Below are 17,672 nucleotides of genomic sequence, written 5' to 3' on the forward strand. Positions count from 1 at the left end.
TTCCACTGATACCCGCGGTCGGAAATCGGGCAGAAAGCGGCCGATTCTCATCACGGTGGGGGTATTTCTGGTCATTGTCATCGCTTTTGTGGTGTGGCTTGGTTACGAGTCCTATTCCGCGCAGTCGAGTCTCACTGCTACTCGCGACTCGGCCACACAGGCCAAGGACGCATTGCTCGACGGCGATTCGGCCGGGGCCGAGGCAGCAGCGGCTCGTGCCTCCGAATCCGCGAACGATGCGGTCTCGGCGACGACGTCCATCCCGTTTTCCATCGCCAAAGCCGTTCCTTATCTCGGTAGTCCCTTGAAATCGGTGGCGCAGATCAGCGATGTGGTGCAGGGATTGGCCGTGGACGTGCTTGCCCCTGCGTCAGCAGCGGGTGCCAGCCTGAACCCGAGCAGCCTCGTCGAGGGCGGCGGCAAGGTGGACACCGCGGCCCTGCGGGACGCGCAACCAGTACTTCAGCAGACGTCCGCAGCGGCCGACGAGCTCAGCGAGCGGGCCCAGCAGGTGGACGAGCCTGCCTTCCTCGGCGCGGTGGACGAGGCTCGCACGTCGCTGATCGATCAGACTCACGAACTCGCGAATCTGCTCACCAACACCCGTATCGCCAGTGAACTGTTGCCGTCGATGCTCGGCGACAACGGCCCGCGCAGTTACTTCCTCGCGTTCCAGACCAACGCGGAGGCTCGGGGCACCGGCGGGTTGCTCGGCGGTTACGGCATCATTCGCGCCGAGAACGGTACAGCCCGCGTCGATACGCTCGGCAGCAACAACGAGCTCGAATTCGCGCAACAGCCCATCGATCTGGGGCCTGAATACAACGCACTGTGGGCTCCGCGAAACACCACCACCGACTTCCGTAACTCGAATGCGAGCCCGCACTTTCCGTATGCCGGCCAGATCTGGTCGTCCATGTGGACGGAGCAGACGGGTGAGGTGCTCAACGGTGCCATCGCCACCGACCCGATTGCGTTGAGCTACATCCTCGGTGCCACCGGCCCGGTCACATTGGCCGACGGCGAGCAGATCACAGCAGACAATGTCGTCGAAATCACACTCAGCACAGCATATTCCAGGTTCGGCGACGACCAGTTGGCCCGCAAGGCCTACCTGCAGGAGATCGCCGCATCAGTGGTGCAGAAGATGACCACGGGCGCAGCACCCACCAGATCTTTGCTCGACGCTGTGGGCCGCGCCGGCAGCGAGGGCCGCATCGCGGTGTGGAGCGCCGACCCGGCCGAGCAGGCAATTCTGGCCGGCACCAAGGTGGGTCACGTGTTGCCGGACAGCCTGGCCCCGTATGCCAACGTGGTGGTCAACAACGCCGGCGGCAACAAGCTCGATTACTACCTGACGCGCGACATCACGTATTCGGCAGAATCCTGCACAGCAGGCACCCGCAAGTCGACGGTCACGGCCACGCTCACCAACAAGGTGGATCCGAATGGCCTCACTCCCTACGTGGCGAGCACCTTCCAGCCGACGGTCGAGTACGGAACGAACGAATCGATTGTCTATCTGTACGGCACGCAGGGCGCGAAGATCACGTCGATGAAGGTGAACGGCATCACGGGATTCTCCATCCAGGCGGGCACCGAGCTCGGCCGGCCGGTGCAGGCTGCGTACCTCACCATCCCGCCGGGCAAATCGCAGACGGTGACGTGGGAGCTCGAGGAGCCCTCCGCTCCGGGCGAGGCGAAGGTGCCCGTGCAGCCTCTGGTGGATCAGCCCACGGTCTCCATCGACGTTCCGCAGTGCTGATCGCATAATAATTCGCCCAGGTAGTCTCGGCGGCCGATCAAACAGTCCGTCGAGAGTGGCCCTTCGAGTCATTCAATCGAATGACCATTCCGGCGTCTACGAGCCGCTTAATGGTCGCCGAGGGTACTTATTATCGGTGTTATGAGCGGGCTGGGGCCGGGACTTCCCGCATGGTAGGCCGCTTTGCACCGTAATCCGAACGAATGAATTGCTATTCATTGGAATAGCAACCGCGGTGCCCGTTACGGCATGATGCAGCGCATGACACAGCGCAGCGGTCTCCGTGGGTCAAGCAATGGATGGCGAATTGCTGGCGTCGCCGCCATCACCCTTGCCGTCCTTCTTGTCGGCTACGGAGCGGTGGTCGCCTCGACCCGCGAAAACCCGTCAGTTTCCGATGCCACGTTCACTGCCGCCCCTAACGTCGAGCGCAAGTCTGCCGCATTTCTCGGAGACTCATACACCTCTGGATCGGGCGCATCGACGGGTAAGGGATACGCCTGGCAAGCCTCGCAGCGCATGTGCTGGAACCGCGGGAACTTCGGCGAGGGAAGCACCGGCTACACCAACGCCGGACCCGAGGGCTCGGGTAAGCGCATCTACTTCGACCGTGTCGCAGACGTTGTCGCCAGCTCACCGGACGTGGTCATCGTGCAAGGCAGCACAAATGACTACGACGAAGCCCAGGTCTACACCGAGTCCACTAGAACCTTCGAGGCATTAAAAGCGGCCCTGCCCGGTACACCCATCTACGTCGTCGGGCCGCTGATGCCACCCGAGTCCGTTCCCACTCTGGTGGGAGCCGCCCGAGCCGCACTGATCCGCTCGACGGCCGAGCAAGGCCTACCCTTCATCGACCCACTTGCCGAGAACTGGGTGCCGACCGACAGCGACAATTGGGCTGACGGGTTCCACCCCAACGACACCGGTCACACGATCATCGCCGACAGCCTCTCGCGTGACATTTCCGCGATAGACGGCGCCAGCAGCAGTTGCTCCTAGACGCCGTGGAGCTTCGTTTTTGTCAGTGCCCTGTCGCCATTCGTCTGCGCCCGAACCCGGTGCAGTGGATACCGTCGTCGCAGCGCGCCACGCGTTGAAGATCCGCTAGGCAACAGTGGTCGACGGCTTCACACTCCACGGAGTATCCGAGGCGAACTGCGTTGCCGAGTTGCCCGCGATGTTCCGGGCCTGACCGACAGCGCTCGGAGTGTGGGAGTCAGCGACAATACCCATCTTATGGCCGACCCACCGGTTCACCGCCCACGCCACCGTCGTTCGGGTCGAGGGGTTCCCGTGGCATCGTAGGCAAGAGTCCAGACCTGGCCGCTCGGGTCCGTCCCGGGCATCGGATCGTCTGCTGAGACGACGCCAAAAACAGTTGCCGTGCCAACAGTTACACATGAATAAGCAGCGAAAGCGCGAACCCAGCATCAACGACATGCTCTCCGTCGGCGTTCAGTTACTGGCCGCGATCGCAGTCACCTCGCAAATTCCGAACTCATCGACGCCGGTCGTTCTTGGTTCGATGACCCTCGCGGGCATTGTCATCGGCACGGGCGGATGGCCTAAGCCCAACCCTTCGCGATCGAGCTGGGTCCGGCCGTCTGCTGGCTACTTCCGCAGTCTCGGGTTTTCAGTGCCGTTTCTGGGCAGAGTCTCAGGCCGCTGGGATCTGGGGTAGGTCTCGGAATCCCTTGTTGACTCCGCTGTACGCGGAGCGGCGGCAGGCGATGCGGAGGCGGACCGTGGGGAAGACTGACGATTCGGCTGAACCTGCACCGGTGCGGGAGCGGGTGGGGACACCGGCGTCAATGAGGCAACGGGTGCCTGAGGTGCAGGCGCGGGGATCGGCGGCGTCACCTGCTTGGGCAGATTGGTATCGGCGGTGTAGTTGTACGAGTAGCTGTACATGTCGCCCTTCTTCGAGGGCGTCAATGCCAGCACCACGCCGAGGACGTGCGCGCCGATTGTCTCCAGATTGCCGATGGACCTAGCAAGTTCGTTGCTCTTGGTGTGACCGTAGCGGGTGACCAAGAGAGCACCGTCGGCATGGGTGGTCAGCACAGCCGAGTCGGTCACCGGCAACAGTGGTGCGCCGTCCACAATGACGTAGTCGAACTTAGAGCGCAGTTCCACCAACAGGGCGCGAGATGCTTCCGAACCCAGCAGCTCGGACGGGTTCGGCGGTATCGGGCCGGAGGCCATGGCTTGCAGGCCCTCGTACTTGGTCGGCTGAAGCACCTCGTCCACTTTGGCCTGCCCGGCAAGCACGGTGCTCAGACCGACCGATCCGATGAGGCCCATGTACTTCGAGATGCGAGGACGACGTAGGTCGCCCTCGACGAGAGCGACGTGGTGGCCGGCTTCGGCGAGCGAGATCGCCAAATTGAGTGCAGTGGTCGTCTTACCCTCGCTCGGAATCGCACTGGTGACGACGATGACGCGCGGCGGATGATCGACTTCGAGGAACTGCAGGTTGGTGCGGAGCTCACGAAATGCCTCGGCGCTGGCCGATTGGGTGAGGTCCTGAAAGTCGACGGCCGGATGCGCCTTGCGTTCCTTGTCGAATGGAATCGTGCCGACGAGTGCCTTGCCGGAGATAGCTTCGATTTCGCGGCGGCCCTTGATGGTGTTGTCCAGGCGGTCTCGCAGGACGGCTAATGCGATTCCGAGTAGGAGGCCGACGGCCGCACCCAGAGCGAGATTTCTCTTGGTCTTCGGGCTGACTGGAGTGGACGACGCCTCAGCCTGTTGGAAGGTCTTGACCCCGGCTGCGGGGTCGCCGCCATTTGCCGGTGTCTCCAGTTCTCGGACCTGCTCGATCAGTTCGGTCGCCATTGCATTGGCGATGTCACGAGCCCGTTCAGGCGATGAGTCGGTCACCGTCAGATTGAACAGAACGGTGTCGGGGTTCGACGATGCCTTCACCTTCGACGCAAGCTGAGACGCGCTCATTCCCCCGAGTGGAAGCACATTCAAGACCCGAGCCGCCAGAGCCTCGCTGGTTGCCAACTCCGAGTACGAAGCCACTAGCTGCTGCGAGGCCAGGTTGCCCTGGTAAGTCTCGCTCACCGATGCACCACCAGAGGTGGAGACGAACATCCTGGCGCTCGACTCGTACGACGGCGTCGTCAGCAGCGATGCACCCAAAGCCCCAAGGATCGCGACGACCACGGTGACGGCGATGATGATCCACCTCGCCTTCAGGATTCTCAAATAATCCTGTATCTCCATGCTCCGCGCTCCTCGTTCGTTTCGTACAATTCGCAACGTCTCACTGCGTGGCTCAATCGTTACATAGCTGGTTGCTTTCCGTGCACCGGACGACCCCCGGTGTAGCACGTATCAATTCATTCGATCGAATTGCAATCACAAATAAGTCATTTCCCCGTTGTGATGTGTCACCGGGGGAACCGAGACCGATTCCTCAGCACGAACTTCACCGGTGGGCAATCTCCCACCAGTACTGCTGTGCAGCGACGATAGACAAAGACACACCTGCAACGTCACCCGTGGTGATCTCTGACACTCGCCAATCTCGATCTGCTAGTCGACCAAGTATCAGCCGATCTCGCCGAGCCGATGCCGCAGACCTGCCCATGCGTCGCGCACGAGCGACCCACTGCGGCAACGCGCGCCTATTAGTGCCGGAAAGTTGAACTGATCGGCGATGCCGACGCCTCGATACAGCACAACACTCTTAGCGACCCCCTCGTTCTTTGCACAAGCCCCGCGTCGGCCGGGAATTCCGTCGTGGCAGCACACGGTTCACACAATGCGTGGCGGATGGCTGATCCGAAGAACGTACCTAGTCGGCGGTCGAGTTCGTGGTCATGTGGCGGGCGGTGCCCGTCTACATCGTGGTCCCGGTGCTGTCGGTGGCGTTCAGCGAGATCGTGGAGTGGCAGTTCGGCTCGAAATCAAGAACTCCGCAGGCAGCAGCGCCCGCTGCACGATCCATCCCGAGTTCAATGCCAGTCGTCGTGCGACTAGGTGACTCGTACAGCAAGGGCACAGGCGCATCCACCTTGGGAAACGATGGACCACCCTGGTCTCGGCGGTGATGGGTTGGTACGGACTCTGGCTCACCGAAGCCGGCTCTGGCTACAACACCAGCTATCTCGGTCAGGATGTCACGTCCCCGATAGTCGGACCATCCCGTTCTACAGCCACGGGCTGTTGATCTCAGTCGATCTTGCAACCCTCGACCGGTTGGTGGTTGTGGTGATTGGGCAGCGAACTCAGCCGGCGTAAGGTAGCCGATAGAAAAGTGCCGGTGCCGATGGTCGTGGTCGTCTTTGAAGTCCGCGAGCACCACCCTCGCCTCCTAGCAGACCCGTCCAGAGATAGCGGTTGAGGCGCTCCTTCGAAGTCGGTTGTTGAACACCTCAGTGCGTTCGTTGTTCCACGACGTCCCCGGCGGAATGTAGGAGATTCCGACACAGTCGCGGCAGAACTGTTGCACCATATGCGGAATGCACTCCGGACCGTTCTCCATTCGCAGCAACGGAGCTGGACCACCCCACACCGCGAACGTCTCGTCGAGCTCGTCGGTCAGTCGTTGCGCGGTGACCGACGCCGCCCGAGGAACGCATCGGGATCTGCGAGCGTATGAGGCACCCGGAGTTCATGCTTGACCGGTCAGCGGTTCTCGGATGGCACGTGCGCTGCTGCCCTAGTCTCGTCGTAATCATCCCTCTCGACTGAAACGCGATCTGTAGACACGACTAGGGCCGCGACTGTGAATACGAAAAGTGTCGTGTTGATATCCGCACCAGTAGGGCGGAGTGGAGTCTCTGTGCTCATACGAGCGACGAGAAGTACGGTTGCGGCCATCCCCAAGCCGCCACCCTCCCGCCAAAACCGCAGGCCTATTCCGACCATCACCACGAGCATTGCAACCAATGCAACCAATCCGAGAACACCCTGTCCTGCGAGTGTTTGCACGATCTGGTTATGAGCTTGCCCTCCGACCGTGAAGCTTGGTGCCCACACAGCACGAAAAGCATCATCGAGAAGCTGCGGCCCATAGCCGAACACTTCGTTACCGCGATAACCGCCGACGATTGCTGCCTCCCAAATCTCCGTGCGGCCGTTGAGTGTTTGGTAATTTGGCGGCAGGAGGGCTTTGACACGATCAGCAAAGATCAACGGCACGGCCATGTATAGCAATGCGGCGGACGAGGCAATGACCAAAAGTGAAATTCTAAACGCCTTGCCGAGACGACCCAGGAGAAATGGCACCGCAAGCACCAGACCAACCCAGCCAGTAGATGACTGAGCGAGGGCCAAAGCGATGAGCGAAGGCGCGAGCCACCATGAGGCGCGACGATGGGCAAGCTCCGCGACAATAGACATCCCGGCCACCGCTGCCATCGCGTTCGGGTGGGGAAGAATTCCTTCGAGCCTTGAGAAACCGAGCAAAGTTCTAGACTCATCAGTGTTGAAAGCATTAGGCAGCATCGCAATCGCCACGAGGCTGAGCGCCACGATGATCCGCAGCGTCCATCGAATCTGCTGGGTGAGCCACTCGAAGGTGTACGTCCCGTGCGAAACGAACGAGATTACGATTAGCGGAGTTGCCCAATAGGCGTCGGGGATTTCGGTGACGCCGGCGGGGAATGCGCCAAAGTATGCTGATGTCAACAAAGTGCCGTAGAACGCAACCAGCGTTGCTGTTAGGAGTTTGGTGTGGCGGCGCGAGTCCTTCAACCCATAGAACGCGGAAATCACGCCCAGCGCCACAGCGAAACGAAACACTGTGCTACCGCCTGTGTAGAAGAGGATACTCAGCGGCCCGAGCACACCACAGACGAAAATCTGCGCTTCCAGATACCACGCGCCGCCACGACGTCGGGCAGCCCTAGCCCATGCCTCTCCGAACGCCGCAGCTAGTGCAAGGGCAAGCACCAGGGCAACCAGAGTCATCAGGTTGGCCTCAGTGAAGATCCCCGCAAGAGTTCCCATCGCCACATCATGCCGGTATCGAGCACCTCCATGCATCTCCGCGGGCGATCTAGTACTAAACCCCATGGTGCGGCCGCCAACCCACTGCTGAAGGTCAGGTGAACTAACTGGCACGTCAGAACAAAATTGACACTCACTACGGCGGCAGCGAGGCCACTGCCGACAAGAAACCAACGTCCGCACTATCGCTCGGATACCCGCACCGTCCCGAACTGCATACTCCAGACTCGTCTAGCAACACCAGGTTCAACCTCGCTGTGCTACGACCCGATTCTCACCGGGTGGCGGTGATTGGCATCAGCACGATGCGGTGAATCGTTACTGGGCCATTCCTGACGTGACGCAGCGTTACGGGCGAAGACTGCGCCTCGGAAAAAGATAGTGGTCGAATCGTAAATATGCGGCACGGTCTCGGCACCAACGGCGCGCACCTTGTGAAGGCCTCGCTCCGGACATCTGATCGCCATCCCACCGATCTGCCCCTGTCCGGCCACCACAGAACGGACGGCGATTGCCTGGGGTCCAAATGATCCGGTGCACTTTATCGTCGATTACCCCGAATACGCGCTTCGAGAGGACGCTCGAAGAAGGTGTAGAGCAACGCGGACACCCCAATACAAGCTGCTACCACGGGGAAGGAAAGCAGGACACCGACATACCCAGTGGATAAACCTGGAAGAAAATGCCGGACCGTGCTGATGATTAACAAATGGCTGAGGTAAAGCGCAAACGACCATTCTCCGAGACGGACAATCAGAGGGTTGGACAAGTGCGCACCCACCCCACCGCCGTGTAGCTCGGCGTTTACAACTGTGGCTATGATGGCCATGAAGCATGGCAATAGCACCATTGACGCTAGATCAGTGGGCAAAGCCTGCATTGGTAGCATTGCGAACACCGACCAGTTTTTCATTATCGCCAGATTCAACGCTGACATCAAGACGAACAACACACCGGTTGTCGACACCGCCACTAGGAAGGAAAACGGAACGTGGACCCCACGTCGCAACAGGGCGCCGAGTGCGATACCCAGCACGAACTCCCAAACCCGATAACCTGGGTTGACGTAGAGCACGCCGATGACCGGTCCGTCTCGTAAGAGGAGATGGGCAACGAGGGTAAGCACTGCGACGGTCGCGTAAAAATAGACCATAAACCGAACCAGCGTTTGTGTACGTCTCTCAAGTATGCGAGGCGCAAGGAATGGGAATAACGCATAGAAGAAGGCCTCGCATGAAAGTGACCAGCTAGGCCCATTCAGCCCGAAATAAAAATGCTCGAACGGCACCCATGCCTGCACGAGCAGGACGCAGGCAATGGCAACGGGCCAGGTCAAACTGTCGTGCCCCACTGCTATTAACACAGCCGCCGACGTCAATCCGAGAAAATGCAACGGATAAACCCGTGCAAACCTGTTGCGGTAAAAGTCTGACTTTCGTTGCAGAGGTTGACGCGACCAGGTCAGGACGAACCCAGACAGCACAAAGAAGAAACTAACGCCAACCGACCCTACCGAAAAGATCTGAGCCCCCGTTGTGCCCCAGAAATTCTTGCTGAGATGGCTGACCACCACCAACATCGCGGCGTAGAAGCGCAGGCCAGTGAGCGATGGTAGTCGCTGTGCGGGGCCCCCCGCGGGGATGCACAGATGCCCTGATGTCAACTTTGGGTGCGCGCTGCTTCGGTCTGCGTCCATCGACGCATCATGCCGCATATTTAGATGGATCGCCGAACCAAGTCATTCGCCTGAACGAGATTGCCGGACGTCTATAGTTCCACGCGCAGCTGCCGCCTCGGAGGCTAAGCCACAGATTCAGCCGGGTAAGCGATCACCATTCAGGCCGCTTCTGGCTGCCGAGACCCGACCTGAGGCGATGCGTCAGGCGCGCAAGAATCCGACTACTACGGCATGATTCGCGCATGACCGACCGACGCTCACGCATACGCCACCTGAAGCCAGTGCGTTTCATAAGCAGTCGACCACCCGGGCCGCCACGCCAACTTGAGCTCGATGCCATCCGCGGTGTTGCCATCCTTCTTGCAATGGGGTGGCACCTTAATTCGCTTCCCTCGGAAAATTCTGTTTACAACTTTTTCATGGCTCCTGGTCGCGTGATCGGCTGGGCCGGCGTTGACCTATTCTTCGTCCTGAGCGGTTTTCTAGTTGGGCGCCTGCTCTTAGAGGAGCAACTTCACCGCACGACGGTCGATGGCAAGCGATTTCTGATACGTCGCGCCTTTAAACTTTGGCCCGTGCTGTACGTATTCCTTTTCGCACAACTCATCTTCGGGGATATGAGCTGGAACACGTACCTGGCACAAACAATATTCCATATTCAAAACTACACACACGGTTCCATATCCCATTTATGGTCGCTCGCAGTCGAGGAACACTTCTACCTGATACTGGTTGGCGTGATTACCATATTTTCGACAACTTTTCGCAGCTCCCGGCACCTTTTGGCGTTGATGTTTTCGTTACTAATTTCATGCCTGGCGCTCCGCGTATCAGCGTACGCATTTGGCTCCGGATTGGTCGAACTTCAGACTTACTCGCATTTCCGGTTCGACTCCCTCGCCGCTGGAGTCATTCTTGCGATAATGGCAGTCAACTACCCGAAACAATTTACGAAACTGTTGCTTCTACGCCCGATGTTCGCGATCGTAGCTTGTGCTGGCGTGACATGGCTAGTCCTAGTTCCAAAGAACACCGCTCTAGGGAGCACGATTGGCTACACCATTGCATATCTCACTGGCGCCGCGCTTCTTCTAACTGTATATCGAGCTGATTTCGTGATTAAGGCTCCTCTATGTTGGCAGTGGTTGGGTGTCCTAGGAACATATTCATACGGCCTATACATTTGGCATATCGCAGCTGGAAATTTCGGGGAAATCTTGTTTCGGAAAATATTCGACGATTCCGTCGGCACAGTTGTGCTGACAATCGTCAAGTATCTGTCAGCGCTCACTATCGCAGTCTTCGTGACTAAGATTGTGGAGTGGCCATCGCTCCAGCTGAGGAACAAGCTATTCCCCTCGCGCACCACGATACAGCCAGACGGAGACGCCTCGAGGGGTACTAACACGCATCGAAACGCCTCTGATCTTCCCGATGAATGACCATCCGAGAACAACAACCTACGAATCCTAGAGACGGTGGTGCCGGTGCGGATACCGTGGTCGACCTGGGGTTGCAGAGTCCAACACCACACCGTTTCCTGACCGACCCCCACTATTTTGGCGCCTCGCCACCGCCGCGGTGGTGGCGAGGCGCAGTCCGCTCCGTGAGCTTCATGCAACTGCAGTGCCCTCGCGCAGACCACTGGTCAGATCTTCTTGAGCGTGTGCTCATACTGCGTGGCTCACTATATGGCATCGAACCTAAATTGGTTCACCGCATGGGCACGACGATAAACCGAGCCCAAGGACAATGCACTCTTCACCCGACCAATACGACAGAGACCGATTTGACGCCCGGTCGGGTTGCGCGCAGGATACGAAGGTCAAGCGCAGCGTCACACTTCAGAACTCACCGGGGGCATGGATAGTGCAGCCAGACCACAAGCCTCACTACGAGCGCGTCTCGGTGGGTAAGGTGCCGTTCGAGGTTACTGACCTTACTCAGGCAACCGGAAGGGTGCTGACTTTAGTCAGAGACCACAACCCACTCCCCATACGTCTAGCCAACGCATACTGCGTTGCAACTGCATCTAAAGATCACACATATCTTCGCCTTCTTAACGATGTCGGGTTAAACTTCCCCGACGGAACGCCCGTGGTGTGGTTTATGCGCTCACGTGCACGTACTTCCAAGCCATCTCGTGTGCGTGGACCGTCGCTATTTCGAGAGGTCTTGGACAAAGGCCAGCAGTCAGGTATTTCTCACTTCTTCCTGGGCACCACGCCGAGCACACTCACGGCGCTGCAGAACGAGGTGAAACGAATGTACCCGCTGGCCAACATCAGAGGAACCCTGTCACCTGCGTTCGGACCCCTGAGCGATAAATTCTACTCCGAAGCCGTCTCCGCAATAGAGAGAGCATCGCCGGACATCGTGTGGGTTGCCCTTGGCTCTCCTAAGCAAGATTTCGCTGCAGTTGAGATCTGCAAGCGCACGAACGTCACTTGTATAGGTGTAGGCGCAGCGTTCGACTTTGTTGCTGGCACGGCAAATGAGGCACCCGAGTGGATTCAAGCAAATGGTATCGAATGGCTGTTTCGCCTGGCCACTGACCCAAAGAGACTCTGGCGTCGATACATATTTGGCAATATAACGTTCCTTCGCACAGCCTTAACGAATCGACGCTAGGATGTTGCGAATCGCGCTCGTGCACAGCTACTACTCATCGGAGAGCCCCAGCGGGGAAAACGTAACTGTTGACGCACAAGCGGCCGCTCTTGTGAAACGCGGGTATGAGGTAAAGATAATAGGAACCTCAACTGACTACCTTCAAGAATCGCGACTGTATCCTATCCGCGCCGCCGTCACAGCTTCAGGATTTGGCGGCCTCGACCCAACGAATCAACTTCGCCAGTTCAATCCGCATATTGTCCACGTACATAATCAGTTCCCAAATTGGGGAACTGGGTGGATGAAATCGTGGCGCCGCCCTATAGTGTCAACGTTACACAACTACCGCACAATCTGCTCGAATGCACTTTTGTGGCGCGACGGACACGACTGTGTCGATTGCCTATCCCATGGATCATTTCAAGCGATTAAGAACAAGTGCTACCGCAATTCCGCTCTAAGTACTTTACCTCTTGCGATCGCTACTCGTAGTTCTGGAAGACACTCAGCTGTATTGAACCAGTCTAGTGCCATTATCGTGCTGAACGACGCGGCGAAAGAACACTATAACCAAATCATACCCGACGCTCCAATATATACGATTCCGAACTTTTCACCGCATGCCGAATTACAACAGGCGCACAGAAGTCCGGCGTGGATCTATGTAGGCAGACTGACGGAAGAGAAGGGTGTGGGCTGGCTTGCTGACAACTGGCCAGTGAATGAAACGCTAACTATAATAGGGTCCGGTCCATTGGAGAATTATGTAAGACAGATATGCCTAAAGAACCCGAGAATACAATTCCTCGGCAGGCAAAGCCCAGAAGCTACAGTAAACAATATCTCGAAGTCGAGAGGTTTAGTTCTCCCAAGCATGTGGTCAGAGGGAATCCCGACTGTAGCCTTGGAAGCCCTTCAGACCGCAACCCCAATTCTGATTTCCGATGCATGCTCCTCGGCAAGACGACTAGTTGCTGGCGGTGCGGGAGAAATCTTTATATCGGGCGACATTACGTCTCTACGACAAGCGATGAGTTCAGTCAAAACTGCCCCCGATAGCTACTCGCACCAAGCAGCCGTCAACTACGAAAAATCGTTCTCCGAGAACGCTTGGTTAGACAACATTTCTAAGGTCTATCAATCGGTCTTATCGAAGTGACGTCGGAACCATCTCGTACTTGCACAACAGCGTCCAAAATTGCGTTCTCCTTCGAAGCAGAATCACACCAGCGGTATTCAGCATCCAGGCAACAAGTAGCGGTACCCAAACAAGAAATCCATGAAGCGTCTTTTCTCCAATCGACAGCAAAGTCCAAGAAGTCAATCCGTACGCGAAAGAAGTCCATAAAACCCATCCATACGACTTGATAATTGACCTCGAATTGATTAAGTCGAGTTTAACACTCATATATACATGAATCGCATGCCTCAACAGAAGACTAAACCCGACCCCTGCCACGGCCAACGCTAGAGATCGCGTCAGAAGAACACCCAACGCGATAACCACCACCACTAGAATAATGAACACCTGAGTGCGGAAGATTACCTGAAATTTACCCAGTGACTCCAGCCCTGCCGCGAGTAGAGTCGTGATTGGCTGGAAACATGCGCCGATTGCAACTAGTGGAACCAGCTTGGCGGTCTCCCCCCAGCCTGGCCCGAAGAGTACAGGAACCATCTCAGGCAGGATCGCTGCTAATACGAAGCCAGCCGGTACTGTAACCCAGGCCGTCAACGCTAAGAGATCGCCCCAGCTTTCACGGCCTGTCTCAGATTTTCCCATTCTCACTGACCGAGAGAATTCTGGATACACCACTTGCATAATCGAATTCTGCAGCATGGTAAACGGCTGAACCGTAAGGACGTCGGACCTACTCCAAATTCCGAGTGCGGAACCCCCAATAGCGCGGGTTACCGCGATCTTCAGAATATTGGATAGAATGTACTCACGAACATTTGATAGAAGTACTTTGTATGAGAATATAATAGAGCCTAGAGATTGAGCACCAGGAACACTCGGCCAAATTGCACGGCCACACATCGAGCAAATCAGCACCAACACCACCATTTGCTGAACTAGGGGAAATACCACCAGCGCAGATGCGCTTCTAAGCTGGAATACAGCAACTGCACCAACTAACATCCCCATTACGCCTGCGCCGAAGTTCACTATCGCGAAACCTTTGAACTTACCCAGCCGACGCAAAACGCCATTGCAGACTCCGATCGCTGGAGCCATTGCCGTACCCAGGGCGAGGACTCGAATTGGAGCAGCCGCTTCTGGCACGTTCCAAACAGCAGCCCAGAGCCCTGCGCTGAAGTAGACGCCGACTCCTCCGAGCAATCCCAGACCCAGGGCAACCGATGCAAGTTCACGGCTGCTTCGCTCGCCTGCATCGTCCATCCGCATGATTGCCTGGCTCAACCCGCCAGCTGCAACAAGGTTTGCAGCTGCGATAACGACTAGCGCAACGCCGTATGCGCCAAATTCAAGCGACGAAACGATACGCGAGGTCAAACCCGCATAGGCGAACTGCAGCACGACGACCAGAATCTGAGAGACTGCAAGCCACGATGCACCCTTCAGAAGCGCTTGACCTCGCGCGCTCATGACCGCGAATACAGCTGTTCGGCATAGGGCTTTACGAAGTAGATCGGTGCAGCAATCCCTCCGTGACGGAGGCAGAATGTGAACCAATCCTTGACGGGCAGCTCTTTCTTCGAGACTCGGTTCTTCAGGCGTTCGATAACGTTGCTGGATCCGAGAACCGCACGAGGCGGATTCGGCTCACAGGTACCGACAGTACCGGGCAGCAAAGCAACTGCAACTTTGGTTCTACTAGCCCTAAGGGTGTAGTCGAAGTCTGCCATTGAGTGACTAAAATCCGCGGGAAAACCCCTCAGCCTGGAATCGATCGGGGCCGGGCTGATTAGAAAATTTCCATTCAAGGCATCGCATTTCTGAACTGAACCTGACATCTCCAAACGCCGAAAACTCATTCGCTTAAATATCGGGCCTCGGATATATCCCCCGTACGAAAGTACCCCCGTCGAACTTCGAGTCGCCCCGCCTATTATCGCACCACCATCGAACTTTCGGTAGAGGTCGAAAGCTCTCGTAAGCGCATCTGTATCCAGGACCACATCGTCATTCAACCACAAAACGCAATCTGCCCTTGCGCCTTGCGAGGACTCCCAAGAAGACCTCATCCCGCTAGCCCAAAACGTCTCGGAAGATCGTAGCTGAATGCGTGCATCCGGGAACAGAGACTTTACGCGGGCGATTGTATCGTCGCCGCTGGTCGCATCGGTCAGAAACAGCTGCAAGCTGACTTCTGTACTGGACGCAGCCTTCAGGAGAGATCGCAAGCATCGTTCCGTGGCATCGGCCCTGTTGTAGGTCGCCATCAGCACTGAAACAGATATCGTTTCAGAACCGGGTAGCTCGTCACGTTGAGAGGGCATTCTTCACTCCGTCCAGAAAATTTCTCGCCATAATCTCGGTACTGTATAAATTTGAACTCAACTCACAGCCAATTGTAATCTTTTGGCGAAGATCGTCGTCTCGAAGTACAGATAGAAAGGTACTGATGAATGCCTCTAAGGAGTTTTCGGAAAGTACACAATTTTCTCCATGCTTCAAATAATCAAATTCAGGACCATGCAGTGCACCGTTCACAGCCACAATTGGTGTACACGAAGCAATCGAGTCGACAGCAACTAAGCCCACACGCCCCGGAATTGGGATCACGTCCGCAACAGCCAGCCATGAAGCCAGTTCCACTCCGGACAATGGACCAACCGACAGAAGCCAGTCATGTGTCAATTCCTGGTCGCGGACATATCCACGAAGTGCTCCGTCACCTGCAATTACAAGCCTGAACTGGTCATCGGCAGATGCGGCCTCGCAACCCGCCGCTATCAACCAATCTAGCCTCTTCGATTCGTCCAACGCACCTAGAAAAAGCGCCACACGCCCGTTTAAGCCATGTCTAGTGCGAAACTCGGATTGCAGGGCAGAATCCACAGTTGCCAAGTCTCGCTTCAAACGTCCTGTATCGGTGGAGTTTAAGACCAGCGTCGTTCGCGCTCTCGGAACTCCCTGGGCCACCACATCTTCTACGGAGCTTTGTGTGTAGCCAAAGAACCAGCACGATCGCCTTGTCAATTTTGCGAGTAATTTCTTGTCAAATTTGCCGACAGTCTTAGTCCGATCTCTTCCGTGTCCCCATAACGCTATCTTTTGGTGTCTCTGCGGAAGCAAAAGCCGATAGATATCGATGTTTCTGCGTGCTTGCTCCAGGATCACGAGATCGGCATTCCGAATAAGACTATTCAAATTTCGAATTGTGATCCGTCGCCCGAATAGACTGAATTCTCTTTGAAAAACAACAACAAAACCTTCATTGGTTGCGTCTCCACGCTGAGACTGTGCACCAACCGGACCATTGGCGGCCACGGTAATGTGAATTCCCTGTCGAGCTGCCTGCTCAACCAGTTCCTCGAAGAAGGGCGCACGATAATTTGGTACATATTCTTGAGCTATCAGAACCTGTTTCATACTTTATCACCGGATGGCTTCTGGCTACTATTGTCCGGCGCGCCCGTTGCGAGCGCGGCATGCCCGTTTCTGATGAAGTCGAGCAGTCGGGCTGGGTCCGCAACTTCGCCCACGTTGTCCAGGTGGATCCATCGTCTATCACCCGGGACATGGTGCCACCAAGGAACGCGAGCAAGGACCAAAGCATGACTTGCGATTGCAGCGAGGTACGAGAAGCTACTTGGTGCCATTACCAGAATATCCGCGCCGACCAGCGCGCTGAAATCCTCGTCTCGATCCCCGTTTAATAGAACTCGAACACCGGTTTGCTGAATCTTCTCGAATTGATCTATAGACCCGAGCGAGTGGATACTAATTTGAAGCGATCTACCAGTTTCCGAAGACGCAGCCCGAAGACGGGAGATGACGTTGACATAGAAGTCCTCGTCGATCCAACGATCAGGATGACTCACAGCTCCGACATCACCGCGCCGGATGTGGATTCGAACATCCAATGTTCCGCCTTGTCGTGGCGTGTTGAGCGGGGGCAATCTATCCGAGAAGTACGCAGCACGCACCGAGTCTTGGGCGATTGTAAGATCAAACCTTGGAAGATCAAGTGGCGTCTGGAGTATGACTTGCCGACTTCGTGCGAGGTGCCTTCTAGCTACCTTGTTTAAGCGTTGACGCGAAATGCCAGAGTTCTCGTCACCTGCTGGCGGCAAGCGCACCGTACGAGGACACGTATCCCCCGTCTCCTCCTTCCTAACGGGCCTGTCACTAACCCAGCGAAGGCCGAATATGTCGTCGACGTCGGCACTCAGTGGCGAATACAAACACTTTATGCCGAGTTCCTGTGCGAACATTGCAGCCGAATACCAAGCGGTCAACTGATGACCCAGGCCGGCGTATGGATGCACTACTGGCTTGACGCGACCAGCGTGCTTCAGATCGCTTCGCGCGGGTATCAGTAGCCACCATGTTGCGGGCCACAACCACTGCAATGCTGGCCGCTTTTTCACCTGTTCGCCTACAAGCACCAATATTTTCATTTTCAATTTAATAGGATCACGAAGCGCGTTTTTCGTACGTTCTACAATCATCAA

Annotated in this window: 12 protein-coding genes; 5 read left to right on the forward strand and 7 right to left on the reverse strand. The window is 56.8% G+C overall.

Features of this window, described 5'->3' with window-relative positions; translation table 11 throughout:
- Positions 1 to 55 precede the first annotated feature (55 nt).
- Both O4220_RS05890 and O4220_RS05895 read left to right on the forward strand, forming a co-directional pair.
- Complete coding sequence (locus tag O4220_RS05890) at positions 56 to 1,765, forward strand: DUF4012 domain-containing protein (RefSeq protein WP_269602732.1); 1,710 nt, start codon at positions 56 to 58, stop codon at positions 1,763 to 1,765.
- 261 nt (positions 1,766 to 2,026) lie between these two features.
- Positions 2,027 to 2,767 (forward strand): SGNH/GDSL hydrolase family protein, encoded by a 741-nt coding sequence (locus O4220_RS05895; RefSeq protein ID WP_269602733.1) that lies wholly within the window; start codon positions 2,027 to 2,029, stop codon positions 2,765 to 2,767.
- A gap of 612 nt (positions 2,768 to 3,379) precedes the next feature.
- On the opposite strand, the gene O4220_RS05900 is transcribed toward O4220_RS05895, so the two are convergent.
- From O4220_RS05900 to O4220_RS05910, 3 genes are all read right to left on the reverse strand, one after another.
- Positions 3,380 to 5,002 carry a polysaccharide biosynthesis tyrosine autokinase gene (locus O4220_RS05900; RefSeq protein WP_269602734.1) on the reverse strand — a complete coding sequence of 541 codons (1,623 nt, stop codon included), beginning with the start codon at positions 5,000 to 5,002 and terminating at the stop codon, positions 3,380 to 3,382.
- A gap of 1,407 nt (positions 5,003 to 6,409) precedes the next feature.
- Entirely contained in the window at positions 6,410 to 7,735 is a 1,326-nt protein-coding gene (locus tag O4220_RS05905; RefSeq protein WP_269602735.1) for an O-antigen ligase family protein, read from the reverse strand.
- Positions 7,736 to 8,276: 541 nt separating this feature from the next.
- Positions 8,277 to 9,431, reverse strand: coding sequence for an acyltransferase family protein (locus tag O4220_RS05910; protein WP_269602736.1), 1,155 nt, complete (start codon positions 9,429 to 9,431; stop codon positions 8,277 to 8,279).
- A 224-nt stretch (positions 9,432 to 9,655) separates the two neighbouring features.
- Here O4220_RS05910 and O4220_RS05915 point away from each other — a divergent pair, with 224 nt between their 5' ends.
- The 3 genes from O4220_RS05915 to O4220_RS27875 all read left to right on the forward strand — a co-directional run bounded on the left by O4220_RS05915 (position 9,656) and on the right by O4220_RS27875 (position 13,185).
- Positions 9,656 to 10,855, forward strand: a complete 1,200-nt coding sequence (locus O4220_RS05915; RefSeq protein ID WP_269602737.1) for an acyltransferase family protein — start codon at positions 9,656 to 9,658, stop codon at positions 10,853 to 10,855.
- 310 nt (positions 10,856 to 11,165) lie between these two features.
- Positions 11,166 to 12,044, forward strand: a complete 879-nt coding sequence (locus O4220_RS05920; protein WP_269602738.1) for a WecB/TagA/CpsF family glycosyltransferase — start codon at positions 11,166 to 11,168, stop codon at positions 12,042 to 12,044.
- 1 nt (position 12,045) lies between these two features.
- The gene (locus O4220_RS27875) at positions 12,046 to 13,185 is read left to right on the forward strand and encodes a glycosyltransferase family 4 protein (RefSeq protein WP_420030315.1); all 1,140 of its coding nucleotides are present in this window, start codon (positions 12,046 to 12,048) and stop codon (positions 13,183 to 13,185) included.
- On the opposite strand, the gene O4220_RS05925 is transcribed toward O4220_RS27875, so the two are convergent.
- From O4220_RS05925 to O4220_RS05935, 4 genes are read right to left on the reverse strand one after another with little or no spacing between them, the layout of a single operon-like run.
- Positions 13,174 to 14,637 carry an oligosaccharide flippase family protein gene (locus O4220_RS05925; protein WP_269602739.1) on the reverse strand — a complete coding sequence of 488 codons (1,464 nt, stop codon included), beginning with the start codon at positions 14,635 to 14,637 and terminating at the stop codon, positions 13,174 to 13,176. The genes O4220_RS27875 and O4220_RS05925 overlap by 12 nt on opposite strands.
- Entirely contained in the window at positions 14,634 to 15,491 is an 858-nt protein-coding gene (locus tag O4220_RS27880; protein ID WP_420030316.1) for a glycosyltransferase family 2 protein, read from the reverse strand. Before O4220_RS27880 ends, O4220_RS05925 begins: the two co-directional genes overlap by 4 nt.
- Complete coding sequence (locus tag O4220_RS05930; RefSeq protein ID WP_269602740.1) at positions 15,475 to 16,587, reverse strand: glycosyltransferase family 4 protein; 1,113 nt, start codon at positions 16,585 to 16,587, stop codon at positions 15,475 to 15,477. The genes O4220_RS27880 and O4220_RS05930 overlap by 17 nt, the downstream gene beginning before the upstream one ends.
- Positions 16,584 to 17,669 carry a hypothetical protein gene (locus O4220_RS05935; protein WP_269602741.1) on the reverse strand — a complete coding sequence of 362 codons (1,086 nt, stop codon included), beginning with the start codon at positions 17,667 to 17,669 and terminating at the stop codon, positions 16,584 to 16,586. The genes O4220_RS05930 and O4220_RS05935 overlap by 4 nt, the downstream gene beginning before the upstream one ends.
- Positions 17,670 to 17,672: the final 3 nt, after the last annotated feature.

Source organism: Rhodococcus ruber (genome assembly GCF_027270735.1).
Classification (GTDB): Bacteria; Actinomycetota; Actinomycetes; order Mycobacteriales; family Mycobacteriaceae; genus Rhodococcoides; species Rhodococcoides rubrum_A.

Coding starts and splice junctions, on each gene's coding strand:
- O4220_RS27880 (WP_420030316.1), bottom strand. CDS start 15,491: ATGCCCTCTCAACGTGACGAGCTACCCGGTTCTGAAACGATATCTGTT.
- O4220_RS05930 (WP_269602740.1), bottom strand. CDS start 16,587: ATGAAACAGGTTCTGATAGCTCAAGAATATGTACCAAATTATCGTGCG.
- O4220_RS05905 (WP_269602735.1), bottom strand. CDS start 7,735: ATGGGAACTCTTGCGGGGATCTTCACTGAGGCCAACCTGATGACTCTG.
- O4220_RS05925 (WP_269602739.1), bottom strand. CDS start 14,637: ATGAGCGCGCGAGGTCAAGCGCTTCTGAAGGGTGCATCGTGGCTTGCA.
- O4220_RS05920 (WP_269602738.1), top strand. CDS start 11,166: ATGCACTCTTCACCCGACCAATACGACAGAGACCGATTTGACGCCCGG.
- O4220_RS05935 (WP_269602741.1), bottom strand. CDS start 17,669: ATGATTGTAGAACGTACGAAAAACGCGCTTCGTGATCCTATTAAATTG.
- O4220_RS05910 (WP_269602736.1), bottom strand. CDS start 9,431: ATGGACGCAGACCGAAGCAGCGCGCACCCAAAGTTGACATCAGGGCAT.
- O4220_RS05915 (WP_269602737.1), top strand. CDS start 9,656: ATGACCGACCGACGCTCACGCATACGCCACCTGAAGCCAGTGCGTTTC.
- O4220_RS05900 (WP_269602734.1), bottom strand. CDS start 5,002: ATGGAGATACAGGATTATTTGAGAATCCTGAAGGCGAGGTGGATCATC.
- O4220_RS27875 (WP_420030315.1), top strand. CDS start 12,046: ATGTTGCGAATCGCGCTCGTGCACAGCTACTACTCATCGGAGAGCCCC.
- O4220_RS05895 (WP_269602733.1), top strand. CDS start 2,027: ATGACACAGCGCAGCGGTCTCCGTGGGTCAAGCAATGGATGGCGAATT.